General features: G+C 28.8%; 28 protein-coding genes and 1 other RNA gene. 25 read left to right on the top strand and 4 right to left on the bottom strand.

What is annotated here, in order from left to right; translation table 11 throughout:
- Positions 1-47 precede the first annotated feature (47 nt).
- The 4 genes from KGF38_RS06615 to ccpA all read left to right on the top strand — a co-directional run bounded on the left by KGF38_RS06615 (position 48) and on the right by ccpA (position 2,162).
- Positions 48-254, top strand: coding sequence for a hypothetical protein (locus KGF38_RS06615; RefSeq protein WP_054269611.1), 207 nt, complete (start codon positions 48-50; stop codon positions 252-254).
- A gap of 218 nt (positions 255-472) precedes the next feature.
- Entirely contained in the window at positions 473-652 is a 180-nt protein-coding gene (locus tag KGF38_RS06610; protein WP_054269612.1) for a hypothetical protein, read from the top strand.
- A 34-nt stretch (positions 653-686) separates the two neighbouring features.
- On the top strand, positions 687-893 hold the full coding sequence (locus KGF38_RS06605) for a hypothetical protein (protein ID WP_054269613.1): 207 nt from the start codon (positions 687-689) through the stop codon (positions 891-893).
- A gap of 246 nt (positions 894-1,139) precedes the next feature.
- Positions 1,140-2,162 carry a LacI family transcriptional regulator CcpA gene (gene ccpA / locus KGF38_RS06600; protein ID WP_054269614.1) on the top strand — a complete coding sequence of 341 codons (1,023 nt, stop codon included), beginning with the start codon at positions 1,140-1,142 and terminating at the stop codon, positions 2,160-2,162.
- Positions 2,163-2,283: 121 nt separating this feature from the next.
- Here the strand turns inward: ccpA and KGF38_RS06595 are convergent, their stop codons facing one another.
- Positions 2,284-2,682: a hypothetical protein gene (locus tag KGF38_RS06595; protein ID WP_054269615.1), complete on the bottom strand. Its 399-nt coding sequence runs from the start codon at positions 2,680-2,682 to the stop codon at positions 2,284-2,286.
- Between the two features lie 211 nt (positions 2,683-2,893).
- Here KGF38_RS06595 and KGF38_RS06590 point away from each other — a divergent pair, with 211 nt between their 5' ends.
- The 3 genes from KGF38_RS06590 (at position 2,894) to cdeC (ending at position 5,508) form a co-directional block, all read left to right on the top strand.
- The gene (locus tag KGF38_RS06590; RefSeq protein WP_227832269.1) at positions 2,894-3,811 is read left to right on the top strand and encodes a hypothetical protein; all 918 of its coding nucleotides are present in this window, start codon (positions 2,894-2,896) and stop codon (positions 3,809-3,811) included.
- 115 nt (positions 3,812-3,926) lie between these two features.
- Positions 3,927-4,107, top strand: a non-coding RNA gene (ssrS, locus tag KGF38_RS06585) — 6S RNA.
- A gap of 183 nt (positions 4,108-4,290) precedes the next feature.
- Entirely contained in the window at positions 4,291-5,508 is a 1,218-nt protein-coding gene (cdeC, locus tag KGF38_RS06580) for an exosporium morphogenetic protein CdeC (RefSeq protein ID WP_054269617.1), read from the top strand.
- Between the two features lie 100 nt (positions 5,509-5,608).
- Here cdeC and KGF38_RS06575 read toward each other — a convergent pair whose 3' ends face one another.
- Complete coding sequence (locus tag KGF38_RS06575; protein WP_054276203.1) at positions 5,609-6,931, bottom strand: polysaccharide biosynthesis protein; 1,323 nt, start codon at positions 6,929-6,931, stop codon at positions 5,609-5,611.
- Between the two features lie 50 nt (positions 6,932-6,981).
- On the bottom strand, positions 6,982-7,776 hold the full coding sequence (locus tag KGF38_RS06570; RefSeq protein ID WP_074179592.1) for a histidinol-phosphatase HisJ family protein: 795 nt from the start codon (positions 7,774-7,776) through the stop codon (positions 6,982-6,984).
- Positions 7,777-7,885: 109 nt separating this feature from the next.
- Here KGF38_RS06570 and KGF38_RS06565 point away from each other — a divergent pair, with 109 nt between their 5' ends.
- The 9 genes from KGF38_RS06565 (at position 7,886) to KGF38_RS06525 (ending at position 15,173) form a co-directional block, all read left to right on the top strand.
- Positions 7,886-9,331: a PLP-dependent aminotransferase family protein gene (locus KGF38_RS06565; RefSeq protein ID WP_176702521.1), complete on the top strand. Its 1,446-nt coding sequence runs from the start codon at positions 7,886-7,888 to the stop codon at positions 9,329-9,331.
- A 27-nt stretch (positions 9,332-9,358) separates the two neighbouring features.
- Positions 9,359-9,568: a DUF896 domain-containing protein gene (locus KGF38_RS06560; RefSeq protein WP_054269620.1), complete on the top strand. Its 210-nt coding sequence runs from the start codon at positions 9,359-9,361 to the stop codon at positions 9,566-9,568.
- A gap of 19 nt (positions 9,569-9,587) precedes the next feature.
- Positions 9,588-10,982 (top strand): aminopeptidase, encoded by a 1,395-nt coding sequence (locus KGF38_RS06555; RefSeq protein WP_054269621.1) that lies wholly within the window; start codon positions 9,588-9,590, stop codon positions 10,980-10,982.
- A gap of 182 nt (positions 10,983-11,164) precedes the next feature.
- Positions 11,165-11,917, top strand: a complete 753-nt coding sequence (locus KGF38_RS06550) for a GntR family transcriptional regulator (protein WP_054269622.1) — start codon at positions 11,165-11,167, stop codon at positions 11,915-11,917.
- A gap of 24 nt (positions 11,918-11,941) precedes the next feature.
- The gene (locus KGF38_RS06545; protein WP_227832268.1) at positions 11,942-12,355 is read left to right on the top strand and encodes a PTS mannose transporter subunit IIC; all 414 of its coding nucleotides are present in this window, start codon (positions 11,942-11,944) and stop codon (positions 12,353-12,355) included.
- Positions 12,356-12,358: 3 nt separating this feature from the next.
- Positions 12,359-13,102 carry a BtpA/SgcQ family protein gene (locus KGF38_RS06540; protein ID WP_054269624.1) on the top strand — a complete coding sequence of 248 codons (744 nt, stop codon included), beginning with the start codon at positions 12,359-12,361 and terminating at the stop codon, positions 13,100-13,102.
- Positions 13,102-13,572, top strand: a complete 471-nt coding sequence (locus KGF38_RS06535) for a PTS sugar transporter subunit IIB (RefSeq protein ID WP_054269625.1) — start codon at positions 13,102-13,104, stop codon at positions 13,570-13,572. The genes KGF38_RS06540 and KGF38_RS06535 overlap by 1 nt, the downstream gene beginning before the upstream one ends.
- 16 nt (positions 13,573-13,588) lie before the next feature.
- Positions 13,589-14,347 carry a PTS mannose/fructose/sorbose/N-acetylgalactosamine transporter subunit IIC gene (locus tag KGF38_RS06530; RefSeq protein WP_054269626.1) on the top strand — a complete coding sequence of 253 codons (759 nt, stop codon included), beginning with the start codon at positions 13,589-13,591 and terminating at the stop codon, positions 14,345-14,347.
- Positions 14,331-15,173 (top strand): PTS system mannose/fructose/sorbose family transporter subunit IID, encoded by an 843-nt coding sequence (locus tag KGF38_RS06525; RefSeq protein WP_054269627.1) that lies wholly within the window; start codon positions 14,331-14,333, stop codon positions 15,171-15,173. The genes KGF38_RS06530 and KGF38_RS06525 overlap by 17 nt, the downstream gene beginning before the upstream one ends.
- Before the next feature lie 188 nt (positions 15,174-15,361).
- Here the strand turns inward: KGF38_RS06525 and KGF38_RS06520 are convergent, their stop codons facing one another.
- Positions 15,362-16,267, bottom strand: a complete 906-nt coding sequence (locus KGF38_RS06520) for a selenium metabolism-associated LysR family transcriptional regulator (RefSeq protein ID WP_054269628.1) — start codon at positions 16,265-16,267, stop codon at positions 15,362-15,364.
- Between the two features lie 362 nt (positions 16,268-16,629).
- Between KGF38_RS06520 and KGF38_RS06515 the strand changes: the two genes are divergently transcribed.
- The 9 genes from KGF38_RS06515 (at position 16,630) to KGF38_RS06475 (ending at position 26,082) form a co-directional block, all read left to right on the top strand.
- Complete coding sequence (locus KGF38_RS06515; protein WP_074178837.1) at positions 16,630-17,364, top strand: hypothetical protein; 735 nt, start codon at positions 16,630-16,632, stop codon at positions 17,362-17,364.
- Between the two features lie 254 nt (positions 17,365-17,618).
- Positions 17,619-18,800 carry a molybdopterin molybdotransferase MoeA gene (locus tag KGF38_RS06510; protein WP_074178838.1) on the top strand — a complete coding sequence of 394 codons (1,182 nt, stop codon included), beginning with the start codon at positions 17,619-17,621 and terminating at the stop codon, positions 18,798-18,800.
- A gap of 23 nt (positions 18,801-18,823) precedes the next feature.
- Complete coding sequence (gene mobB / locus KGF38_RS06505; protein ID WP_054269631.1) at positions 18,824-19,357, top strand: molybdopterin-guanine dinucleotide biosynthesis protein B; 534 nt, start codon at positions 18,824-18,826, stop codon at positions 19,355-19,357.
- Positions 19,358-19,475: 118 nt separating this feature from the next.
- The gene (locus KGF38_RS06500) at positions 19,476-19,751 is read left to right on the top strand and encodes a PTS sugar transporter subunit IIB (RefSeq protein ID WP_021383888.1); all 276 of its coding nucleotides are present in this window, start codon (positions 19,476-19,478) and stop codon (positions 19,749-19,751) included.
- Between the two features lie 240 nt (positions 19,752-19,991).
- Positions 19,992-21,692: an ABC transporter ATP-binding protein gene (locus KGF38_RS06495; protein ID WP_054269632.1), complete on the top strand. Its 1,701-nt coding sequence runs from the start codon at positions 19,992-19,994 to the stop codon at positions 21,690-21,692.
- A gap of 361 nt (positions 21,693-22,053) precedes the next feature.
- On the top strand, positions 22,054-23,241 hold the full coding sequence (locus KGF38_RS06490) for a hypothetical protein (protein WP_054269633.1): 1,188 nt from the start codon (positions 22,054-22,056) through the stop codon (positions 23,239-23,241).
- 65 nt (positions 23,242-23,306) lie between these two features.
- Positions 23,307-24,470 (top strand): M20 family metallopeptidase, encoded by a 1,164-nt coding sequence (locus KGF38_RS06485; RefSeq protein WP_054269634.1) that lies wholly within the window; start codon positions 23,307-23,309, stop codon positions 24,468-24,470.
- Positions 24,471-24,621: 151 nt separating this feature from the next.
- Entirely contained in the window at positions 24,622-25,425 is an 804-nt protein-coding gene (gene zupT, locus KGF38_RS06480) for a zinc transporter ZupT (protein ID WP_054269635.1), read from the top strand.
- A 105-nt stretch (positions 25,426-25,530) separates the two neighbouring features.
- Complete coding sequence (locus KGF38_RS06475; protein WP_054269636.1) at positions 25,531-26,082, top strand: DUF2812 domain-containing protein; 552 nt, start codon at positions 25,531-25,533, stop codon at positions 26,080-26,082.
- Positions 26,083-26,086 lie beyond the last annotated feature (4 nt).

Here is a 26,086-nt window from a genome sequence, read left to right as displayed (position 1 = left end):
TTAAAGAGACAGAACTTAGTCTCTTAATGATTCAAGGAGGATTAGTTATGACAAAATTAGAAGACAATATGGAACGTTTCTTTGGAGGATGCGAAGGTTTTTTTAGTAATAAAATGTTGATAATAATAGTTGTAGTATTCTTATTATTATGTACAGACATTTTAGAAGACTTATTATGCGATGACAATATATGGATATGGGTTATACTAATAGTATTGTTGTTATTTAACTTCGATGATGGTTGTTGTTGCTAAAAAATATTGATTATTAAATAGGCAAAGCCAGTAACTTATACAAGTTGTGGTTTTGCCTTTTTTAGTTTAGATTATAAGATGAATGTACAAACCTTACTTTTTTAGGATGAGAAAAAATTAAAAAAATAATGAAAATACATTAGCAAAATGGAAACCAAATGCATAGTATATGTTAGGAGCGAAAAGCTCAACAAAATATCAACAGGAGGTAACGTGGAATGTTAGATAGATTCTTTGGAGAAGAAGGATGTTTTGGTGGAGGAGGATGGTGGATAATAGTACTATTCTTCCTATTCTTAGCTTTTGGAGAAAGCTGGGCAGAATTTGACATAATGGCATGGATACCATTCCTAATAGTTTTATTAATACTTTGCTGCTGTGGTGGATGCTTAGAGTAAAGATAGTAGTTACTAAAAAAAGGAGGGCTTTGTTATGTTAGATAGATTTTTTGGAGAAGAAGGATGCTTTGGTGGAGGAGGATGGTGGATAATAGTACTATTCTTCCTATTCTTAGCTTTTGAAGATTGCTGGAGAGATATTGACATAATGTCATGGATACCTTTCTTAATACTATTATTAATAACTTGTTCATGTGGTGGATTCTTTGATGGTGATGGAGGCTGTGGCTGCGGTTGCTAATACTAATATCATTAAAGTGGAAAAATGCTGGTATAAAATACCAGCATTTTTTTATTTTGTTTTTTAATATGATTTAAATTAATAATGAATATTATTAAATTTGTTGAATATAGGGTATAATATAAAATATAATGTATTTAAATGTACTTGCTTTTATGGTAAAATAAAAACTTATATAAATATAGTTAAAATAGGAACCTTCATAAATTTGGTTCAGTTTTAGATAAATTTAGTAAAATAAGGAGGATGAAGATGAAAGGCAATATAACGATAAAAGATGTTGCTAAACAAGCAGGCGTGTCAATATCTACAGTATCTAGAGTTATAAATGATTCAAAACCTGTGACTGATGAAGTCAAACAAAAAGTTTTAGAGGTTATAAAAGAAACTGGATATATACCAAATCCGCTTGCGAGAAGTTTAGTAACTAAGAAGAGTCAATTAATAGGGGTAATAGTTCCAGAAGTTTCAGATTCTTTTGTTAATGAGGTATTAAATGGGATAGAGGAAGTTGCTAAAATGTATGATTATGACATCCTTTTAGCTAATACATACTCTGATAAAGAACAAGAACTTAAGAGTATAAATCTATTGAGAGCAAAACAAGTGGAAGGTATAGTTATGATTTCATGGGTGGTTGAACAAGAACACATCAACTATATACAAAATTGTGGTATACCAGCAACATATATAAGTAAAACTGCTAGAGATTATGATATATATACAGTAAGTACTAGTAATAAAGAGGCTACTTTTGATATGACAGAACATCTTATAAAGAAAGGTCATGAAAAGATAGCTTTTATAATGACGAGTAAAGATGATACTGTTTTAGAGATGGAGAGACTCTCAGGTTATGAGAAAGCACTTTCAAATAACAACATAGAATTAGACCAGAGTTTAATTAAATATGGTGGAACTGATTATGAAAGTGGATACAACAGTATGAAAGAATTATTAGATGATGGAATAATACCTCACGCAGCTTTTGTAACAGGTGATGAGGCCGCTATAGGTGCTATAAATGCTATCTGTGATGCTGGATATAAAGTTCCAGAAGATATATCAGTTGCAGGATTTAATGATGTTAAGATAGCTAAAATGTATAGACCTAAACTTACTACAGTATATCAACCTTTATATGATATGGGAGCAGTAGCAATAAGAATGGTTATAAAATTAATAAATAAAGAAATAATTGAAAATAAAAAAATAGAATTACCTTATAGAATTGTTGATAGAGAAAGTGTTATAGAAAGAAAAAAATAAAACTATTAAAGTAAATCAGGTAGCGCTTAAAGCACTACCTGATTTTTTATGTCAATAATATTAAATTTAAGAATAGTTTAAAAAAATAATTGTTTTAATATCTAAATGGTTTACTTTTTATTTATTCATGAGGATTGGATTTCTTAGTTTTCTTAAATAAACCTTTAGATTTTTTTTGTTGACCATTTGGTGTATTTTTTGGTGCAGGTGAACTTGGTTTACCTTTAGTAGGTTTAGTTTTCTTAGTCTTAGTTGCCTTAGTATCTCTTTGAGTTTCTGCATCTGAGATTTTTTCCATTATATTGTCTAATTTTTTACGTTGATTTTCATCTAAAAATGCTTTGAATTTTGATACTACTTCATCTCTTCCATCCAAGTTTTTACCTATCTTTATAAGTTCCTCCATAAGTTCGTTTTCTGACTTTCCTTTGTAATTATCAGCAATCTTTTCTATCTTATCCTTGTCAATATTTTTTTGCTTAGCCATTTTTTCTAATGACTCTGTATCTAATTTTTTCATAAAAAAACCCCTTTCTATAAATATATATTGAATTATATTCATACTATTTATATATAGAAATAATATTGAAGTGGTGAATTGTGAGTGATATATAATATAAATAAAAATTCTTATAGATAATATATATGCACTGAGCTTTAAAAATGGAACATTAAAATATGAAAAACATACTTTAATATAGGGCAATTATATAATATAAGGGGGAATTGTCTTGAATAATTTACTATTTTTGATTGGAGTGATTGCATTGAGTAATGGTAATATCTCTATATTTGATGATAAAAATAAATCAAAAGGAAATAATAGAGTTAGAAAAAACAAAAAAAATGCAAATGATAAACTATCACAATCTACACATGGAAATTTAAGGTTTGATGCAAATGATATAAAAAGAGGTTTAAGGCTTATGGATTTGAGTGAAGAAGATTTAGAAATGGGAATGGAAATAATAACTAGAACTAAAAAATACATGTCAAGAGATGAAAGAAAAATACTAATAAAAATAGAAAGTGTTTTAGACTTAGTTAGAGGCATAAAAAAATTAAATAATATAGATTTAGTAGATACAGAAGATGAGACAGATTTTTTCAGAAAAATGGATAGTGATGATAAAAAGAATATGATGATAAAAGAAATTATAGATGTATTCCCAGAAAAGAGAAAAAATTCAGTTGAAAAAGCTATAGGAATGAAAAAGAAAATAGACTTATTTGCAGAATTATTTTTGCCAGATGACTTTGGAGAAGGTGGATTCAGTCTAAGTTCTTTGGCAAATATAAATAATCTAGGAAGCATGAGTAATCTTAAATTGCTTGGTAGCCTTTTAAGAGGTGATGATAATAATGAAGATGAAGATAACAATGAAGAATTAGATTATGAGGATGAGGAATCAGATTATGAAGATGAAGAAGATTGTGAGGACGATGAATCAAACTATGATGAAGAGCTAATAGACGAAAATGAAATATATGATGAAGAATTAATTGAAGGTGAGGAAACATACTCTGAAGGTGTCGAAAATGATGAAGATATAGTGCATGATGAAGAATTATATAATGTAAATGAGCAAAAATCTGAGAGTAATTATAATGAAAAAAATACTAAGAATAGAACTAAGAGAAAGAGATAATTTAACTAACTACATAAAGAGAAAAGGAAGAAAAAGTAAGACTAGAATAAGTTTATCTTAATTACTATATAAAACCACTTTAAAAAATTCGAAATTTATTATATAATAATAGTATGAAATCCTGAAACATACGATAAGGCTTTTTTAAATTCAACCTACAAATGAAATACGGGAGACCGTGTCTAGTAAATTATAACATGCCTGTTTAGTTTGGACGTTAAAAGTTACTGGCAAGTCACCCACCTGGGAGTGCCTAGGGTGTGAATTTACTTAGCCACCGGTGTTTCGGGACAAAAAAAGTGCTACTATTTCAAATAGTAGTACTTTTTTTATTAAAATGCATTTTTCTACTAAATATATCTAATTATTGATAAATTTAAAAAGCAAAGTAACAATTAAGTTTATAAGAGCATAGTATTAATTAGGCTTCAAAAAGCCGAAGACTTAATTACAATAGCTTACAGGGAGGGCAATGAAAAATGCAAGATTATAAAAAAAATAAAAGAAGAATGATAAATCAGCCAATGCCTACAATTAGTGAGGAAGAAGTGTATACAGAGGAAATGAGTTCAGAAGATATGAGAGGATTTAAAAAATCTCATCATCACAATAATGGATGTAATAATGATAATAAGTGTGAATGTCATGATGATTGCAAACCTAATCCATGCAATCCATGCAAACCTAACCCATGCAATCCATGCAAACCTAATCCATGTGATGACCATTGTGAATGCCATGACCATTGTAAATGTGATTGTGAACCATGCCAAATGGATTCTGATGAATGTTTTGAAAACAAATGTGGACCAGATTGCTGTAATCCTATATCACCAAAAAATTTCTCAGTATCAAATGCAGTGCCATTTGCAATAGAGGCTAGTAGAATATTTGATACTATGCAATTCCAAACATTTACAGATGCAACTGGACCAAATGGAGAGCCATTAACTTTTGAAACAGAAGTAGTAGAAGTATTTGGTTCAGTTCCAAGTGCAGGTCAAGCAAGTGTAACTATAGAAAAAATATGCTTAAGTAATGATGGAATAGTTATAGACACAGGAATGACAACTTTAGAAGATTTCGATTTAGACCCATTAGGAGATATAGTAGGAAGAAACTGTGAAACAACTTTTGAATTTGCAGTATGTGGTGAAAGAAACGCTGAATGTTGTAGACAAGGAAAAGGCAAATCAGTAGCTTATAAACAAAGAGGATTAACTGTAGCAGTTCGTAATTTAGTATTAGAGCTAAGAGGTAGATGTGGATGTACAGAATTCGTTGCATTAGCTTTCCCAGCAGTCAGAGCAGGAGGTGGATGTAAGAGAAGAGTTGATTATGTAGAATTTACTTTTAACACACTTTCAGCACCAATATGCTTACCAGCTGACGGAAGAGCTGTTACTCTAAGACAAGAATATCAAACTAACTTAACTGTAGATTGTATAGGAAAATCTATATTAAAATTAGAATGTAACGAATGTTGTGAACCTTTCTATGAATTAATAATACCAAATGATATAGATTTAGTACTTTGCTTACAAGAAACAGTTAGCACATTAATAAGTGAACAAATAGTAGTTTTAGCATCACCAAATCCAATCCAACCAAGACTTGTTGATACTTTCTCTAAAGTATGTGATTTTTCGCAATGTGGACCTCATCATGGAAGTGGAAAGCCTAGTTGCCACAGATAGATAGGTAGATATATAGACAGTTTAAATTATAAATAAAAATCATCTTAAGGAAGGCTACCAATGTAAATTATTTACTTTGGTAGCCTTCACGTTTTTATAACTAGTGTATAGATTTTAGTGATTTAAAAAGTACTATAGTATGTAATAGACAAGTAAATATTGATACTATTGTCATTGTGTATATGTATGCATAGATATTAAGTCCAGGTATAGGAAGAAATACGTATAGAGCCACAAGTTGAATTAACATACCAGTGATAGTATTTATACTTGAAGCCAACTCTTTTCTTATTGAATGTAAAATGCCAGACAGAGTTTGGTTTAATGACATAAATAGTGGAACTAAAAACATAGCTTTTAAATATTCTCCAGCAAGTTTATTTTTAAATACTAGTACACACAAATCTTTTCCAAAGAAATAAAAAAATATTGATGATAGTATACCTACAAACAAAGTTAGAAGTACAGAGTATTTGATTTTTTTCAATACACTCTTACGTTTTCTTAAAGCCATTTCTTGAGATATAGTAGGTATCAAGTTTACAATAAGTGCTGAACCAACAGTAAAAGGTAAAAATATAAAAGGCATTACCATTCCACTGACAACACCATACATACTTAATGACTGCTGATAAGTCATTCCTGATAATGCTAATCTTGATGGTATCATCATAGAGCTGATAGACTGTAAAAGTATGTTTGACATTCTATTGCAAGTTATGGGAATGGACATTTTTAATGTTTCCATTGAAGAATTATAAAAATCTTTAATACTTATAATATACCTATTGTCAAATGATGAATCTCTCCATAAGCAAATAAGCATGAATATAATATTACTCAATTCACCAATCGATATACCTAATAGGGCAATATAACAATTCATAGATTTATTATTTATGTACATAACCAGTAAAAAAACGAATAGAATTTTACCAATTTGTTCAATAATTTGTCCAATAGCAGGGATTTTTACATTCTTTATACCATAATAATATCCTCTTAGTACATTTGAAAGAGTTATTATAACTATCGCAGGACAAACTGCTAGTATAAATAGATTTAATTTGGCATCTTTTAAAAACTTAAGTGATAAAAAAGAGCTATTAAAGGATGCAACTATAGATATAACTAGCGCTACGAAAAATGATATATATAAAGTTGATATAAATAAAGCATTAGTGTTGTGTCTATCGTTTAAAGCTTTTCTCTTTGCGACTAAACAACTAAGTGCAGTAGGTATGCCTGTTGTTGTAACAGCTAAGCAAATCATTAAAAAGTTAAAAATCATATGGTAAATACCTAGACCTGTTTCGCCTAAAGCCCTTGATAAGAATATTTTATATAAAAAGCCAAATATCCTTACAATAAAATTAGATATAAATAGAATAACTGTTGATAGTACTAAATAAGGTACTTTCAAAAAAATCACCTCCTTATCTTTTAAATATATTCACAAGGAGGCGTAAAAATTTATAATTTTATAAATTCTGGTTTCAATTTATTAAATTTAGATACATATTTAAAGCCCATGTTTTTTAGCAGTGTATATATGTAATCGAATTCATAGGCAATTTGACTTACATGATGTGAATCTGAACCTGTAGTTATGATTTCTCCTCCTAAGTCTTTATACATTTGAAGGATATATCTAGATGGAGTCAAATCTGGAAGGTTGTATCTGTAGCAAGATGTATTTATCTCAATACCTTTACCATCATAAATAGCTTGTTTAAGAATTTCCTCAATTATATCAGAAAACAATCTATCATCTAAAATAGTATCATAAGGAGCATATCTTTTAATTAAATCTAAGTGACCTAAAATAGAGTAATCTTTGTAATTTTTAACAATATTATATAAGTAAAGGTAGTAATTTTCATAAACTTCATGCTGAGTTTTATCTTTAAAATAGTTACCAAGATATAAGTCCATTGTATCTATAGCATGGATAGAACATATTATAAAGTCTAATGGATATTGATTAGCTTCTTTTCTATAGGTATCCATTAATTGAGTCTGAACTCCAAACTCAATTCCCTTTTTTATTGATATTTTATCCTTATATTTATTTTGAAGAGTTTCTAGACTTTTAAAATAATCTTCATAGACAATTGAGAAAGAATCATCAGCATAAACATCATAATCAACATGGTCTGTGAAACAAATTTCATTTAAACCAAGTTCAATAGATTTTTTTATCATTTCTTCCATTGTAGATTTTCCATCAGTAGAGAAACTTGAGTGCATGTGATAGTCGTAAAACATAAATATTTCCCCTTTTTATAAAAATTTTGGTATTATATATACATACTAAATAATATCAAATATATGGGAAAGCATCAATAAAATATAAATACAATGAGCGGTGATAAATGTGGAAAAATACAGAATAGATTTAAGTGAAAAGAAGTTAACTAAATATATACAGATATTTAATCATATAAAAGAATTGATAATAGATAAAGAGCTAGTTGAACATGAAAAATTGCCTCCAATAAGAAAACTATCAGAATTTCTACAAGTAAATAATACTACTATAGTTAAAGTATATGAGCTTTTAGAGAATGAAGGGTATGTATATAAAATTGTAGGTAGTGGAACATTCGTGTCAAGTTCAAATTCTTATAAAAGTGGTGTAGACAACAGAAAAAATAAAAATATTGTACAAAGGGAGGATTTAATTCATTTTGACAATGGAAATCCATCTAATGACATGTTTCCTATTGATTCATTTAAAAATGCTGTAAATATGGCATTATCTAAAGATGGCAGTTCGATATTTGATTATGATGAAGGTCTTGGCTCTGAAGAATTAAGAGCAAAGATGGTAGAGTATCTAAGTGATGGAAGTATAAAAACGACTAAAGAAAATATTCAAATAATATCAGGTGCTCAACAGGGTATAGATATAGTTTGTAAAGGGCTTATAAGTTATTCAGATGTTGTCTTTATGGAAGAACCTTCTTATAATGGAGCGATTGAAGTGTTCAAAAGTAGAGGTGCAAAAATAATATCTATACCTATGTTAGATGATGGAATTGATATAGGTATTTTAAAATTAAAATTGGAAAAAATAAAACCAAGACTTATATATATTATGCCTAACTTCCAAAATCCAACAGGAATATCTTATTCAACATATAAAAAAAAGAAGTTAATAGAACTGGCAGAAGAACATGATTTTTATATAATTGAAGATGATTTTATAAGTGATTTTACATTTGAATCAAAAGACAATAGGACAGTTAGAAGTTATGATGATAAAAATAGAGTGGTGTATATAAAGAGTTTTTCAAAGATACTTATGCCGGGTCTTAGGATAGGAATTGTAGAAATGCCAAATGAACTGCTAAAAAAAGTTTTATGGGCTAAATACTCTTCAGATATATCAACACCAGGTCTTATTCAAAAATCAATGTATTACTATATGGAGAATTTTGATTGGAAAATTTATTTAAGCCATATAGAGAAGATATATACTGATAAGTACAAATTGGCAAAAAGCTTGATTAATAATAAATTGAGTGGTAAATTAAAAGTTAGAAAATCTTGTGGAGGAATAAACTTTTTTTTAGAATTACCAAGAGGATATACATCCCAAGCATTTACAAGCTTTATGTTGAACAAGGGAGTGTCTATGCTTCCAGGAACTTATTTTTTTGACAATTTAGTAGATGATAGATTTTTTAGGATAAACATAGCTCGTCCAAGCATGGAAGAGTTAGAAAAAGGAATAACCATAATCAGTGATAATATAGATGAATTTTTTTGTGAATATAAAAACAAGTTAGATATAAAAAGCAATAAATTATTTTATTAAATAAATAGAAGTCTTTAGGAGGAAAACATGTTTGACAAAAAGAAATTAGATAGGATTAATGAATTAGCAAAAAAAAATAAAGAGGGAGTTCTTTCAGATGATGAAATCAAAGAAAGAGAACTTTTAAGAAAGGAATACTTAGAAAATTTTAGGGCACACTTTAAATCAAGACTTGACAGTGTCAAGGTGGTTTCACCAGAGGAATATGAACAATATATGAAAAATAATAAAAATTAAAACTTAATAGGAGGAAAACATGAACTTAAAGCATGAATTTAAGAATGCATGGGATGTTGAAAGAAAAGAAAATGCTATTGAACAAGTTATGCAATATTCTCGCAATTATATGGATTTTTTAAGTAAATCAAAAACTGAAAGAATTTCAGTAAAAGAAATTATAAAATTAGCTAAAGAAAATAATTACATTTCAATAGATGAAGCTATGGAAAAAGGAAGTATAGGTAGTGGTGACAAAATTTATGTTATAAATAAAGACAAGGCAGTAGCACTTTTTGTAATAGGCAAAAACTATATAGAAAAAGGTATGAAAATTATAGGAAGTCATATAGATGCTCCAAGATTGGATTTAAAACCAAATCCACTATATCAAGAAGGAAATCTAGGTTTTTTTAAAACTCATTATTATGGAGGAATAAAAAAATATCAATGGACAGCTATTCCTCTTGCTTTACATGGTATAGTTATATTAAATGATGGAACGAAAGTTGACATATCTGTTGGAGAAGAAGAAAGTGACCCAGTATTTTGTGTAACTGATTTATTAGTTCATTTAGCTGGAGACCAAATGCAAAAGAAACTATCAGAAGGAATTAGTGGTGAAGCTTTAAATATATTAATTGGTAATATGCCTTTAAATGATGAAGAAAAAGAGCCTATAACAGCAAATATATTAAAGCTTTTAAATGAGAAGTATAGTATAGTTGAAGAAGACTTATTAAGTGCTGAAATTGAAGTAGTTCCAGCTGGGAAAGCTAGAGATTTAGGTTTTGATAGGTCAATGGTATTAGGGTATGGTCATGATGATAGGGTATGTTCATATGCTGCTGTGAAGGCCATATTAGAAACTGAACAACCAGAATTTACATCAGTTACATTATGTGTGGATAAAGAAGAAGTTGGTTCTCAAGGAAATACAGGTATGCACTCAAAGTTTTTTGAAAATACTGTGGCTGAATTAATTGCTTTGGAAGGTGATTACTGTGATATTAAAGTAAGAAGAGCTCTAGCAAACAGTAAGGTTTTATCAGCTGATGTCTCTGCTGGATATGACCCAAATTTTAGAGATGCATATGAAAAGAGAAATTCCGCATATATGGGAAATGGGATAGTTTTAAATAAGTATACTGGTTCAAGAGGTAAAGGCGGATGCAATGATGCAAATGCAGAATTTATGTCAGAAATAAGAAGAATTTTTAATGAAGGAAATGTAGTATGGCAAACTGCTGAACTTGGAAAAGTTGACCAGGGAGGCGGTGGAACTATAGCCTATATATTGGCAAATCAAGGTGCAGAGGTTATAGATTGTGGTGTTGGAGTTCTAAATATGCATGCACCATATGAGATTGTTTCTAAGGTAGATATATATGAGATGTACAAGGGATATAAAGCATTTTTTAATATCAATTTGTAAATAAATATAAGAATAATAAGTGAATAAAGGCTGTTGTATAAACAATTTTAAATTGTTATACAATGGTCTTATTTTTTTGTAAAATAATAAAATAAATTGACAACGATTTCATCTTGTTATAATATGTAATAAAGAACTTGTTATATAATGTTATAAAAATGTTACATAGGGAGGTGAACAAAATGGATGAAAAGAAACAAAGAAAAGAGATGGATTTAGAAGTAAATTCATTTGTTCCTTTATATCAACAGCTGTATGACAACATAAAAAAACAAATAGCATCTGGTATATATAAGCCAGGAGATAAACTTCCATCTGAAGGAGACTTATGCAAAGAATTTAATATAAGTCGTATAACTGTGAGAAATGCACTGAATGAACTTGTGAAAGAAGATATACTGTGTAAAAAACGTGGTAAAGGAACGTATGTAACGATACCAGAGAGAATAGAAGCTACATGTGCAGGAAACAGTTTTACTAATTCTTGTCATCGTATTAATGCAAAACCAAGTACACAAATAATATCTGTTTTAATAAAAAAAGCTGATAAACAAGTTGCTGAGGCTTTAAGTATTGAGTTAGAAGAGAAGGTAATATGTATTAAAAGACTTCGATTAATAGATGAAGTACCTGTTATCTTTGAAGTTGATTATTTTAGGATAGATTATATGTTTTTATTAAAAGAAGAATTAGAAGATAAATCTTTAATGGAAGTTATATCTAATAATATAAGTACATTACCTAAGCGTGTAGAAAATATATTTGAAGTAAAACATTCAAACAAAGAATATTCCAACCATCTTAAGTGTGCAAGTAATATGCCATTATTGAAAGTAAGACAATCAGTGTATACAGAGAATAATGATGTTTTATATTATAATGAACAATTTATAAGAAGTGACAAGTATAAATATGCAGTATCAGCAGAAATATAGTCTATATTTAGTAGGAGGACAGATATGAGAAAAATAATATTAGCATCTCATGGAGAATTTTCAAAGGGTCTTTTAGATTCAGTAAAAATGATAGTAGGAGATTTAGCAAATTGTGTTAGTTCATATAGTTTGTATCCTGGCCAAAGTGCTTCAGATTTTGCCTTAGAATTAGAAAAAATAATATTAGAAGATAAAGAATGTGAATACATAATTTTATCTGATTTATATGGTGCGAGTGTATGCACTGCAATGTTGAGATTAACTAACTTACATAATGTTAATTTATTCTCTGGAATGAACTTGAATATGGTATTAGAACTTCTTACAAGATTTTCTGATAAATTGACAACTAAAGATGTAGAAGAATTAATGAAAGAATCTAGAATGGGAATACAAAGTGTGACATTACAAATTAAAGAAGAAGAAGAGGTATTTTAGTTTATGGAAAAAAAGGGAATATTATCAGTATTTAAAAATAAGAAGCCGATTATAGCAATGATACATTTAAAAGGAGATACTCCAGAAGATATCTTTGAAAGAGCTAAAAAAGAAATCACAATCTTAGAGGAAAATGGTGTAGATGGAATAATGTTAGAAAACTACTATGGCAATTACTATGATTTAGAAAGAATACTTGAGTATGTATCAAACGCTGATTTGTCAATCCCATATGGAGTAAACTGCTTAAATGTTGATACTATGGGATTTGAACTGGCAACAAAATACAATGCAAATTATATACAAGTTGATTCTGTAGTAGGCCATGTTAAACCTAGAGACGAGGCAACATTAGAAGAATTTTTTAAATTACAACGTTCAAAGTGTCCAGCTTATTTAATTGGAGGAGTTCGATTTAAATATCAACCAGTATTATCGGAAAAAACAGTTGAAGAAGATTTAAAAATAGGTATGACAAGATGTGATGCCATAGCAGTTACAGAGAATGCTACAGGACAAGAAACATCAATGGAAAAGATAGAGTTATTCCGTAAAAACTTAGGGGATTTCCCATTAGTTATAGCTGCTGGAGTTACTTTAGAAAATGCAAAAAAACAACTTGAATTAGGAGATATGGCAATAATAGGAAGTTACTTTAAAGATAATTACAAGGATTTTGGAGATGTTAGTGTAGAACACGTGAAAACATTCATGGATGAAATAAAAAAAATTAGGGAGGAAATATAATGATTAAATTAGTAAGAGTAGACCACAGACTTATACATGGGCAAGTAGCATTTACATGGACAAAATTTTTAAGTACAGATTGCATATTGATAGCAAGTGATGAGCTATTAAAGGATGAATTAAGAATGGCAGGACTTAGAATGGCAAAACCATCTAATGTTAAACTTGTAATGAAGAATATAGAAGATTCTATAAAAGCACTCAATTCAGGAGTTACTGATAAATACAATTTATTGATACTTTGTGAATCTGTAGAAGATGTTTATAAGCTAGCCAAAGAAGTAAAAGCCATTAAATCTATAAACCTTGGTGGAACAAAATCAGATGATAATCGTGAAAATATATCTAAAGCAGTGCATGTATCAAAAGAGGATATAAATATGATTAAAGAATTAGATTCAGAAGGCGTAAATGTATTTGTACAATTGGTTCCTGATGATGATGCTACAAATGTAATGAAATTAATATAATTTTAGGGGGATGAAAATGGAATTTACACAAGTTATTCTGATAACTCTAATTGCATTCTTTGCATATATGCATTGTTTTGTAGGTTCTACAATGCATAATAGACCGATAGTTGTTGCGCCACTTGTTGGTTTAGCACTAGGTAATCTACATACAGGTATAGTAATAGGTTCAACATTGGAGCTAGTATTTATGGGTGCATTTCCAGTTGGAGCAAGTAACCCTCCTGACTTTGTATCTGGTTCTATTATTGCCACAGCATTTGTAATATTAACTGGTCAGGATGTGTCAGCAGCAGTTGTACTTGCAGTTCCTATAGCGACTTTAGTATTGCTTATAGACAACTTCTTAATGACAGTAGTACTTACATGGGGAGCTCATATTGCTGACCGTTATGCAGAAGAGGGTAATATTGAAGGTGTAGAGCGTGTGCAATTATTATTTGGTATAGGAAATAAATTAATATTAGCAATAATAGTAGGTATAGGATTCTCATTAGGTGTTCCAGTAATAGAAAAAATACTTTCATTTATACCATCATATGTAACTCATGGAATGGATGTTGCAGCAGGTGTTATACCAGCAATAGGTTTTGCTATGTTAGCTAGAATGATGCTTAATAAGAAAACAGTAGCATTTTTATTATTAGGATTTATATTGGTTGCTTATCTAAATATAACAGTAACAGGAGTTGCATTATTTGGATTAGCAATAGCTTTAATATATGTTAACTTTGTAGGAGAGAAGGAGGTAGTAGTAGATGACAACGAATTCTAAGAAATTGGAGACAATTTCACCAGACAGTAAAATAACGAGGAAAGACTTTTGGAAATGTTTTAGAAGGTCTTTAACATTAGATTCATCTTGGAACTATGAACGTATGCAAAATATAGCATATGCATATATGATGGCACCAATAATTCGTAGAGTATATAAAGATGATAAAGAAAAAAAATCGAAGGCTTTAAAAAGACACCTTGAATTCATGTCAGTTACTCCTCATATAAGTACTCTTTTGGTAGGTATATCTGGAGCTATGGAAGAAGAAAATGCAAAAAATGAAGAGTTTGATGCAAATAGTATAAATGCTGTTAAGTCAAGTTTAATGGGACCAATTTCTGGAATAGGAGATTCATTTTTCTGGGGGACATTGAAGCTTATAGCAGCTGGAGTTGGTATAGCTTTAGCTTCACAGGGAAATATAATGGGACCAATTCTATTTCTTTTAATAATAAACATTCCTCATTTTATAATTCGTTATATATGTTTAGATAAAGGATTTAAGTATGGAACTCAATTTTTTAAAGATGTAAGTGGTTCAAATATAGTTTCAAAAGTTATGGAAGCAGCTTCAATGTTAGGGCTTATGGTAATTGGAGGAATGACTGCCTCTAATGTAATGTTAAAGCTCAGTGTTAATGTAGGTAGTGGAGAGTGGGCAGAGCCCATTCAAACTTATTTAGACCAAATAATGCCATGTATGCTTCCAGCTATGATATTTGGTATTATGTATTGGTTATTAGGAAAAAAAGTCAAGACAACTACAATATTAATTTCTGTTATAATTATTTGTATAGTGCTAGCTGCTATTGGAATAGTATAAGCAGAATTAAGGATATGATTTCTAAAGTATTAAAAAAATCCCAAGTTCATTTGAACGAGGGCTTTTTTTTACTAAATTAACTAGAAAGAAAATTTTTATATAGTAATTTATGACTATTCATGTGACAATTACAATTATTTTATTCATTAGTTATATAGTATAGAATTAAGTATCTTATATTATAATTATTATATTATGATTTCAAAGTACTCACATAATCTGTTTAAGAATTTATCTTCCAATGGAGAAAAAGTTTTCTTTTTAGAATAAATAAAGAAAAATTTTCTAGTAAAATCAACATTTTTTATTTTATAACATTTAATTTTACCTGCATTTAGATAATCAATAGCTGATATATAAGATATAAAAGAGACACCAAGACCCAGTCTAACCATTTCTTTAATAGCTTCATTTGATTCCACATGGGCTATTATATTTAATTTATTTACAGGAAAGTTATTTTTGCTAAGTGTGTTTAGTATTAAATTTCTAGTACCAGAGCCTTCTTTTCTCATAATAAAATTTAAGTAAGCCAATTCTTCTATATCAATTTTATTATCTTTATTATCAATTTTAAAATCTGAAGGAGTGATAAGAACAAGCTCATCATCTAATAAGTCTAGGTATTCTATTTGAGGATTGTTAACTTTAGAACCAACCAATCCAAAGCTTATTCTTTCATTTAAAATTTCTGATATAGCATATTGAGAATCATAATGGCTTATGGAAAATTTTACGTCTGGGTAACTCATGGAAAAACTCTTCATAAAATCAGGTAAAATATAGGTTTCAGGTATAGAACTACATGCAATATCTATAATACCTTCTATTTTTCCTGAATATTCTTTTATATCATAAATTGCACGTTTACAGTTGTTTAATATATATATAGCATGTTCATAAAGAATTTCACCAGATTTTGTGAGTGTAATCACTTTGTTACTTCTATTTATAAGTACAGTTTCTAACTCTCTCTCTAAATTTTGTATATGTGCACTTACAGTAGGTTGAGTTAAAAAAAGTTCTCTTGCAGCTTTTGAAAAACTTTGATGTTTTGCAACAGCAACAAATACTTCAAGTTGTTTAAAATCCATTATTTAATCCTCCTTAAATTATCTAAAACTATTATAACATATTTGATAAATTAATAGTCAAAGGTGATTTTTAAAATAGAAAACCTTAAAATATTCATGGAGTTTTTGATTGTTTAGGAATAATTTGGTATAATGTTATAAGGATATTTACCTTTAAAATATCGTAAATTGAATTTTCAAAATTCAACTTTAAAATATATTTTATTACAGAAAAATTACAAAGAGCTTCTTAATCTTATTAAATTCAAATAAATATTATATAATTATTTTATAATACAATAAATATAATTATTGAAAAAAGAGATAATCGTACATCGAGATATAGATAAATATTATAAAATTTGAGAAAGGAGGATTGATTTATGAAGTTAAAAAAGTCATTAGTTTGTGTAACTATTTTAGGTATTGTACTTGTTGGATGTCATAAAGAAACCACTAAAGAGAAAAACCAAGTAGCAAATAAAGCAACACAACAAAAAACTATGACAAAAGTTCAAAATGATGTTAATGAAATTATGAGTAAGGATTATAAGTTTGTTATAAAAAATATGGGAATACCTTATAACACAATTTATTATATAAAACCTAAATATTTAAAAGAATCAGATACAATGCAAGATATAAATACATCAAGTTATATGACATTAGTTTACCCTAAATATACTGGAAATAATGAATTAGATGGAAGTGCTTTATACATTGATATTAATAAAAATAAAGTTGTCAATGTTGAAACAAACTCGTTTTCATCACAAAGTACTATTGATATTGATGCTAATGCCAGTATTATGATTGAAAAAAGCGACCATGAAAAATCAGCTGTGTCACTAGAAAATTTTAGAAAGATTGACTTAGGAGAGTATATTGGAGTTGATGAGTCTAGAATAAATGAAGTTGTTGGAGAGGCAAATTATGAGCTAACAGCATATAATCATGAAGGTAACAAAGTAGTTAAAAGTTATAGATTAAAAGAAGACAATAAATTATTAAAAAATGAAGTGCTTACAATAAGTATTGTGGATAACAAAATAAAATCTATAAAAACTATTGAAAGTGATAAAATTGTAAAAATAATAAAAGGAGCTTTAATAGAATAATGGATTCTAAAGCATACAAGGCTGTTTCAAGATAGAAGTAAATTTCTAGCTGGAAACAGTTTTTTTATAAGATTTATAAAATTTATTGAATATTAGTTAGAAATTATTTTATAAGCTTTATTAAATTTGAACTGCACTTATAGATAACAATTGGTTATAATTAAATATAAGATAAAATTATTTCTAAATTTTTCAATCTATAACATACTACATTGAAATGTTTTAAATAAAAAATATATTGGGGAGTATTTAAAATGATAGAATTAGCAGATGCCATAAAAATTATTGAAGAAAATGTTGTACCAATAAGTAGGGTGAAGAGAGTAAATCTTATAGATGCAGTAAATAAGGTAGTTGCAGAAGATATATATTCAACAATTGATAGCCCTCCATTTGATAGGTCACCATACGATGGTTATGCATATAATGCAAATTCTGAAAATAGAAACTTAAAGATTATAGGGACTTTATATGCAGGAGAAGTATTTGAAAGTGTATTAAATAAAAATGAAGCAGTGAAGATAATGACTGGTGGTAAAATACCAAGGGGTGCAAACTGTGTAGTAAAAAAAGAAGATGTAACTGTTGTAGATGATATGATAATTTTAAATGTAAAGTTAAAGGAATATGATAATTACATATTCAAGGGTGAGGATATAAAAAAGGGGCAATTGATTATTAATAAAAATCAGAATATAGGGTATGATGGCTTAGGAGTGCTAGCAAGTCTTGGAATATCTACAGTAACAGTGTATGATGATTTAAAAGTCGGAATCTTGAATACAGGAACAGAATTACAAGATATAAACGAGCCTTTAGAGGATGGTAAGATATACGATAGTAATAGATATACATTATATTCGAAACTCATAAAGCTTGGTATACAGGCAGATACAATATGTAATTGTTCTGATGATATATTAGAGTTAGAAAAAATAGTAAAGAATATGTTGAAAAAGGTAGATTTTTTAATTACAACAGGTGGTGTGTCTGTTGGAGATAAGGATTTAATTCCAGATGTATTTAGAAAAATAGGTGCACAAGAGTTATTTTGGAAAATAAACATTAAACCTGGAGGAGCTTGTTATGTAGCTACATTGGGAGAAAAACTACTATTTGGACTTTCTGGAAATCCACATGCAGCAATTGTGGTATTTGATAATGTGGTAGTTCCTGTGATTGAGTATTTGACATATAAGAAAAGGGAGCATTATATAAAAGCTATATTTAAGGGGGAATTTAATAAACTTTCAAATAAGGATAGATTTGTAAGTGGTAAATTATATACAAGTGAAGGTAAATTATATGTAAGGTTAAATGATAAGAAGGATGCTAAAGCTAGATTGTCAGCAACATTGAGAAGTAATTGTATGATAAAAATAAAAAAGGAAGAAACTATAAAAGAAAATCAGTTAGTAGATGTTGTTATTAGATAGTTTTATGAAAGGAAGTAAATTTTATGTATAATATATTGTCAGTTGTATCCTATTCTGGAGTAGGCAAAACTACATTAATTGAAGGTATAATAAAAGAATTAAATAAAGAAGGGTATAATGTTGGGGTTATTAAGCATACATGTCATGATTTTGATATTGATGAAGAGGGTAAAGATACTTACAAACATAGAAAATCTGGTGCTAAAAAGGTATGTATAATATCAGATAAACGAGTGGCATATATTGAAGAACTAAAAGATAATAATCCATTATATGAAATGATTCAGTTGTATAGAGATATGGACTTAATTATTATAGAAGGATATAAAAATTATAGGTTTAGAAGATTGGAGATAACTAGAGAGAATAAATATAAGGATATTTTATCAAATAGGTCTGATTTAATAGGAATTGTTAGTGATATAGAATATGATTTAAATATTAAACAATTTGATTTAAATGACTATAAAAATATATCAAATTACATAGAGTATTGTATAAAAAATGAGATTTTAAGTATAAATGATACTGAAATAAAAAACATATTAAAAGAATAATTTTAAGATACTCTTTTGATATAAAATGGTATAATTATTTATATAAATAAAGATATGAGAAATTTATCAATCGTATTTTGAATTATAAAATATCAAAGAAATCGTAGGAGGAAAAAATATGAAAAAGATATTAGTAGCATGTGGGGCAGGAATTGCGACATCAACAGTAGTTTGTGATAGGGTAGAAAGATTAATTAAAGAAAATAACATACAAGCAGAAGTTATACAATGTAAAATTGCTGAATGTGCAACAAAACAAGAAGGAGCTGACTTAATAGTATCTACTACTATATTGCCAACAACTTATGATATACCTGCGATAAAAGCAACAGCATACATAACAGGTATAAATACAGCTGCCTTAGATAAGAAAATATTGGATGCTCTGAAATAGTTTTGTATTTATAAAAAAATATTTAGTATTAAATATAGAGTTGTGTCTTTGTAAGAATTTATTTATAGAGATATAGCTCTTTTATATTGTTTTAAAGGTAGAGTTAATAATATAAGTATTCAATTTTATGAAAAATATTGATTTATATTGTAAATTTATAAAAGATTTAAAATTGTTGTTATGTTATACTAATTTATGGGTATTTTTTAGAAGTATCAATGGAGGAGGGATTTAATACTTATGATAAAACAATTTATAAAATATTATAAGCCGTATAAGAAAATTTTCACACTAGACCTTATAGCAGCTTTTTTATTTTCCTTATGTGATTTAGTTTATCCTATGATAACTAGAAATATAATGGATGATATTGTTCCAAATAAAAATTTAAGAATGTTAGTAGTTTTTGCAGTAGTACTTATACTTATATTTATAGCAAAAGCAGGGCTTAACTATTTTATGCAGTATTGGGGGCATGTTATAGGTGTAGATATGCAAGCTGATATGAGAAATGAAGTATTTACACATTTGCAGAGACTTCCAAATACGTATTTTGATAATAACAAATCTGGGGTAACTATGTCTAGAATAGTAAATGACCTAATGGATATAACAGAACTTGCGCATCATGGGCCTGAAGATTTATTCATTTCTATAGTAATGTTAGTGGGTTCATTCTTTATACTTATAGATATAAATATTCCTCTTACTCTCATAATATTTGCTATATTACCATTTATAATTTGGTTTGCAATAGCTAAAAAAGATAAGATGAATGTTGCTTTTATGAAGAGTAGAGTTACTATAGGTGATGTGAATGCTACCTTAGAAAATAGTATAGCAGGTATGAAAGTAACTAAGTCTTTTTGTACTGAAAAAGAAGAATTAAATAAGTTTGTAAGAAGTAATAAGTTATTTAGAAGAGCAAGACAAGATTCTTATAAAGTAATGGCAGAATATTATTCTGGGATGAACTTATACATGGATATTTTAGAGTGGGTAGTTGTCATAGCTGGTGGTTACTTTACTTATCTTGGAAAAATTACATTGGGTGATTTTGCTGCTTATATACTATATGTAAAAATGTTTATACAGCCTATGAAAAAATTGATAAACTTTACAGAGCAATATCAAAATGGTATGACAGGTTTTAAACGATTCATAGAAATAATGGAACAAGACCATCAAAAAGAAGCTAAAAATCCTGTTGAGCTTGAAAATGTAAAAGGTAATATTGAGATAGAAAATATATCTTTCACATACGAAGATAAGACTCAAGTATTAAATAATTTGAGTTTATCTATAAAAGCTGGTAAGACGATAGCATTAGTTGGACCTTCTGGAGGAGGAAAGACTACATTATGCAATCTATTACCAAGGTTTTATGAATTTGATGAGGGTGATATAAAAATTGATGGAAAGAGTATAAAAGATGTTAGTTTAAAATCATTGAGAAAAAATATAGGTATAGTTCAACAAGATGTATTTTTATTTACAGGAACTATAAGAGATAATATTCTTTGTGGAAATCCTAATGCTACAGATGAAGAAATGATAGCAGCAGCTAAAAAGGCGAGAATACATGACTTTGTAGAGACTTTACCAGATGGATATGATACTTATATAGGTGAAAGAGGAGTAAAATTATCAGGTGGACAAAAACAAAGAATATCAATCTCGAGAATATTTTTAAAGAATCCTCCAATAATAATATTGGATGAGGCTACATCTGCGTTAGACAATGTAACAGAAAGGGAAATTCAAGAGTCTTTAGAAGAATTAAGCAAAGATAGAACAAATTTAGTTGTCGCACATAGATTAACTACTATAAAAAATGCTGATGAAATCATAGTATTGACAGATAAAGGAATTGAAGAAAGAGGTACTCATGAAGAGTTAGTAAACAAAAATGGGGTATATAGTAGATTACACAATAACTAGTGTATAAATTTTATACCATAACTAACATATACACTAAATTTATAAACATAGAATATATTAAGGTTCATAAATCAAATTCATCTTATATTAATGACTTGTTTTATGAAAAAATGTATTCTATGTTTTATTTTTTGCAAATTACAATTAATTCTATTTATAAGAATAGTGATAAATAGCCATTAGTTGGGATAACGTTTTTCTAAAAAGAATAATTTAGAAAGCTAACTTTAATTTATAGAATTTATAGAATTTTATGAAAAAAATCGAATTTTGACTTGAAATGTTTTTCAAAAGTAGTAAAATAATGGATAACTATACATACATTGTATACAAATATATTTATTATGAGGGGGGATTTTGTATGGAGGCAATAACAGCTTTTTGTCTGGTTTTAGTGTCACTGACGATAGGAGATGTAGTTTCAGCAAAAACTAAAGCTTTTGTTCCATCAGTTTTTGTATCAGCAATTATATTTATAGTAGGATTTTGGACTTTTTTCCCAGAAAATATAGTAGATTTAGCTGCTTTAGGAACACCATTAGCCCAATTGGGAATGCTTTTATTAATAACACATATGGGAACTATGATGAGTATTAAGGAATTAGCAGGTCAATGGAAAACAATCGTAATAGCTTTAGCAGGAATAGTAGGCATATGTGTAGGCGCTTTAGCATTAGGTACAGTGGTATTTGGATGGGATACAGCAGTAATAGCTACACCTCCTCTTACTGGAGGACTAGTTGCATCTATAATGATGGCAGATGCTGCTACAGCAAAAGGTCTTGCAAGTTTGGCAGTACTTGCAATTTTAATGTATGTTGCACAAGGATTTGCAGGTTATCCGATTACAGCATTGATGCTTAAAAAAGAAGGAAAAAGACTTTTATCAGATTTTAGAAGTGGAAAAGTAACTGCAAGTAAAGTTGAAGAAAAAACTGAGAATGTACCTGAACAAAAAAGTAGATTTAAGATAATTCCAGATTTACCTGAAAAGTATGATACAACATATATGATAATACTTAGATTAGGATTGGTAGCATGGTTAGCAGTACAATTTACAAATCTTACACATGAAGTTGTATCTAGATATGTTATATGTTTAATATTTGGTGTAATAGCATCAGAACTTGGAATAGTTGATAGAAAACCTCTTAACAAATCTGGTTCATTTGGATGGTTAATGACATCATTGATGGCTTTTATATTTGCAGGTTTAGCAAAGGCTACACCAGCAATGCTTGCTGAAATGGCAGTTCCTCTTGTAGGAATTATAATATTTGGTGTAATAGGTATGGGGATATTCTCTATTATAGCAGGTAAGCTTTTAGGCGAAAGTAAAGAAATGGCTTTTTCAGTTTCACTTACAGCACTTTATGGTTTCCCACCTAACTATATATTAACTGAAGAAGCAGTAAAAGCTTTAGCTGAAACACCAGAAGAAAAAGAATTTTTAATGGATAAGATGCTTCCAAAGATGCTTGTTGGAGGATTCACTACAGTTACAATAGCTTCTGTAGTAATAGCAGGTATATTTGTAAATCTAATCTAATATTTAACTGATAATGATAAAAAATATTTTAAAGAAGAAGAATATGTACTACCTGGAGGTCTGGAATGGATATTAAAGAAATAACAAAGAGTTATAAAGACTATGTGATTAAGCTTAGAAGGGAATTTCATGAAAATCCTGAGAAGAGTATGGAAGAAGTTAGAACATCAAAGAGAATCAAAGAAGAACTTGATAAAATTGGAGTGCCATATGTATCCGCTGGAGGCACAGGTGTAATTGCAACTATAAAAGGAGCTAAGCCAGGAAAGACTGTAGCACTTAGAGGTGATATGGATGCTCTACAAGTTGTTGAATGTACTGATGTAGAATATAAATCGAAAAATGAAGGGCTTATGCATGCTTGTGGTCATGATGGTCATACATCAATGCTTTTAGGAGCAGCGAAAGTACTAAATGATATTAAAGATAGTATTAATGGAACTGTAAAATTATTTTTTCAACCAGGAGAAGAAGTTGGTAAAGGTGCAAGAGCTATGATTAAAGATGGTGCGATGGAAGGTGTAGATAGCGTATTTGGGATACATCTTTGGACTGATGTGGAATCTGGAACTATATCAGTAGAAGAAGGACCAAGAATGGCTTCTGCTGACTTCTTTAAAATCACTGTAAAAGGTAAGGGTGGTCATGGCTCACTTCCTCATCAAGGTGTTGATGCAGTACTTGCAAGTTCAGCAATAGTTATGAATTTACAATCTATGGTTAGTAGAGAAGTAAGTCCTTTAGAGCCATTAGTTGTAAGTGTTGGAGTTTTAAATTCTGGAACTAGATTTAATGTAATAGCAAGTGAAGCTATCTTAGAAGGTACAATAAGACTATTTAATCCAGAACTTAGAAAACAAATTCCTTCAATTCTAGAACGTATAGCAAAATCTACAGCAGGAGCATATAGAGCAGAAGCTGAATTAGAATATGGATATCTAACTCCAGCAGTTATAAATGACAAAGAATGCTCAAAGATAGCAACTGATGCAGCAATTAAGCTATTTGGAGAAGAATGTATAACAATGTTTGAAAAAGTAACAGGAGCAGAAGATTTGGCTGAATTTATGAATATTGCACCTGGTGCGCTAGCCTTTGTAGGAGCTAGAAATGAGTCAAAAGGTGCTTGTTACCCTCACCATCATGGATGTTTTAATATAGATGAGGATGCGTTAGAGATTGGAACTGCTTTATATGTTCAATATGCAGTGGATTTTTTAAATAAATAAATTTAATATACTATAAGGAAAAAGCAGAGACTAAGTTTATATCTCTGCTTTTTTATTGTCTATAATTTTTATAAGGATTGACTATATAAAATATATATGATAGGATAAAAGAAAATGATAATCAATATCAAATAAAAAGAAGGTGATTTATTTGAATAATGTAGTGTTTGCATTTTTGATAACATTATTGGCAGGTTTGTCTACAGGTATAGGTAGTTGTATAGCCTTTTTTGCTAAAAAAACTAACACGAAGTTTCTTTCTATAAGTTTAGGATTTTCTGCTGGTGTTATGATTTATGTGTCTATGATAGAAATTTTTCCTAAAGCACAAGATGCTTTGACAAAGTCTATGGGAGAGAAAATGGGAAGCTGGTCAACTGTAATAGCTTTTTTTGCAGGGATGGCTATCATTGCAATTATTGATAAGTTAATACCTCAAGAAGAAAATCCACATGAGATAAAGAAGATGGAAAATATAGAGGAACAAAATATCAAAAGAAATAAATCTCTTTTGAGAACAGGTATATTTACAGCAATGGCTATAGCAATTCATAATTTTCCAGAAGGTTTAGCTACATTTATATCAGCTCTTGACGATGTTACGATAGCTATACCAATAGCTATTGCAATTGCTATACACAATATACCAGAAGGTATATCCGTATCTGTACCAGTTTATTATGCTACAGGAGATAAGAAGAAAGCTTTTTATTATTCTTTTTTATCTGGTATGTCTGAACCATTAGGAGCAATTATTGGATATGCACTTCTTAGAAATTTCTTAAATGATATAACTCTTGGAATTATATTTGCAATTGTAGGGGGAATCATGGTATTTATATCGCTTGATGAACTATTGCCATCAGCTAGAGAGTATGGTGAACATCATTTATCCATTTATGGTTTAATTGCAGGCATGGGTGTTATGGCTATTAGTTTACTGCTATTTAAATAAGCTTATAGATATCTGATTGTAACCTAAAATTAATATCAAAATGATATAATTATTTAAATAGATTTTTTAAGATATTTAAAAATATCATTTTGGAGAGTGAGTATTATGAAAAAGAAAACAAGGTTTAAATTTGACTGGTATGGCTCACCTGATAAGATAGAGAAATGGTTAGAGGATATGGAAATTAAAGGATATAATTTATATAAGATAAATAAACTTGGTGGAATATTTTACTTTTATAAAGGAAGTCCAAGAAAAATAAAATACACTGTTGATTACTACTATGATGCAGAGAATAATTATTTTAATGAACATAAATCAAAAGGTTGGAATCTTGTTTTTAGGAGTATTGGCAGTTTTATGGGTACATCTTCATGGTATGTATGGTCTAAAGAATATGAAGATGTACCTCCTAAATTATATAGCGATTTTGATAAACTAAATAAAGTAAAATCAATTTTGTTTATGAACGTATTTATATTATTTTTGTTAGTGGTAATCTTTATATATTTATTATATGTTGAAGTAAGTAATCTATCTAGTGGTTATGGTGTATCAATAACTGCTATTGTACTACAGATTATGTTATTAGTTTTATATATAGTACAGTTATATAAGAGACTAATGTATTATCTAAGGCTTAAAAAGTTTAAATAAATAG

The sequence above is a fragment of the Clostridioides sp. ZZV14-6387 genome, from assembly GCF_020657835.1.
In the GTDB taxonomy this organism is placed as follows: domain Bacteria; phylum Bacillota; class Clostridia; order Peptostreptococcales; family Peptostreptococcaceae; genus Clostridioides; species Clostridioides difficile_A.
This window is presented reverse-complemented; position numbering and strand designations above follow the sequence as displayed.

Excerpts from the sequence above, each read along its gene's own strand:
- KGF38_RS06615 (WP_054269611.1), top strand. The coding sequence starts at position 48 with ATGACAAAATTAGAAGACAATATGGAACGTTTCTTTGGAGGATGCGAA.
- KGF38_RS06610 (WP_054269612.1), top strand. The coding sequence starts at position 473 with ATGTTAGATAGATTCTTTGGAGAAGAAGGATGTTTTGGTGGAGGAGGA.
- KGF38_RS06605 (WP_054269613.1), top strand. The coding sequence starts at position 687 with ATGTTAGATAGATTTTTTGGAGAAGAAGGATGCTTTGGTGGAGGAGGA.
- ccpA (WP_054269614.1), top strand. The coding sequence starts at position 1,140 with ATGAAGATGAAAGGCAATATAACGATAAAAGATGTTGCTAAACAAGCA.
- KGF38_RS06595 (WP_054269615.1), bottom strand. The coding sequence starts at position 2,682 with ATGAAAAAATTAGATACAGAGTCATTAGAAAAAATGGCTAAGCAAAAA.
- cdeC (WP_054269617.1), top strand. The coding sequence starts at position 4,291 with ATGCAAGATTATAAAAAAAATAAAAGAAGAATGATAAATCAGCCAATG.
- KGF38_RS06570 (WP_074179592.1), bottom strand. The coding sequence starts at position 7,776 with ATGTTTTACGACTATCACATGCACTCAAGTTTCTCTACTGATGGAAAA.
- KGF38_RS06560 (WP_054269620.1), top strand. The coding sequence starts at position 9,359 with ATGTTTGACAAAAAGAAATTAGATAGGATTAATGAATTAGCAAAAAAA.
- KGF38_RS06555 (WP_054269621.1), top strand. The coding sequence starts at position 9,588 with ATGAACTTAAAGCATGAATTTAAGAATGCATGGGATGTTGAAAGAAAA.
- KGF38_RS06550 (WP_054269622.1), top strand. The coding sequence starts at position 11,165 with ATGGATGAAAAGAAACAAAGAAAAGAGATGGATTTAGAAGTAAATTCA.
- KGF38_RS06545 (WP_227832268.1), top strand. The coding sequence starts at position 11,942 with ATGAGAAAAATAATATTAGCATCTCATGGAGAATTTTCAAAGGGTCTT.
- KGF38_RS06540 (WP_054269624.1), top strand. The coding sequence starts at position 12,359 with ATGGAAAAAAAGGGAATATTATCAGTATTTAAAAATAAGAAGCCGATT.
- KGF38_RS06535 (WP_054269625.1), top strand. The coding sequence starts at position 13,102 with ATGATTAAATTAGTAAGAGTAGACCACAGACTTATACATGGGCAAGTA.
- KGF38_RS06530 (WP_054269626.1), top strand. The coding sequence starts at position 13,589 with ATGGAATTTACACAAGTTATTCTGATAACTCTAATTGCATTCTTTGCA.
- KGF38_RS06525 (WP_054269627.1), top strand. The coding sequence starts at position 14,331 with ATGACAACGAATTCTAAGAAATTGGAGACAATTTCACCAGACAGTAAA.
- KGF38_RS06520 (WP_054269628.1), bottom strand. The coding sequence starts at position 16,267 with ATGGATTTTAAACAACTTGAAGTATTTGTTGCTGTTGCAAAACATCAA.
- KGF38_RS06515 (WP_074178837.1), top strand. The coding sequence starts at position 16,630 with ATGAAGTTAAAAAAGTCATTAGTTTGTGTAACTATTTTAGGTATTGTA.
- KGF38_RS06510 (WP_074178838.1), top strand. The coding sequence starts at position 17,619 with ATGATAGAATTAGCAGATGCCATAAAAATTATTGAAGAAAATGTTGTA.
- mobB (WP_054269631.1), top strand. The coding sequence starts at position 18,824 with ATGTATAATATATTGTCAGTTGTATCCTATTCTGGAGTAGGCAAAACT.
- KGF38_RS06500 (WP_021383888.1), top strand. The coding sequence starts at position 19,476 with ATGAAAAAGATATTAGTAGCATGTGGGGCAGGAATTGCGACATCAACA.
- KGF38_RS06495 (WP_054269632.1), top strand. The coding sequence starts at position 19,992 with ATGATAAAACAATTTATAAAATATTATAAGCCGTATAAGAAAATTTTC.
- KGF38_RS06490 (WP_054269633.1), top strand. The coding sequence starts at position 22,054 with ATGGAGGCAATAACAGCTTTTTGTCTGGTTTTAGTGTCACTGACGATA.
- KGF38_RS06485 (WP_054269634.1), top strand. The coding sequence starts at position 23,307 with ATGGATATTAAAGAAATAACAAAGAGTTATAAAGACTATGTGATTAAG.
- KGF38_RS06475 (WP_054269636.1), top strand. The coding sequence starts at position 25,531 with ATGAAAAAGAAAACAAGGTTTAAATTTGACTGGTATGGCTCACCTGAT.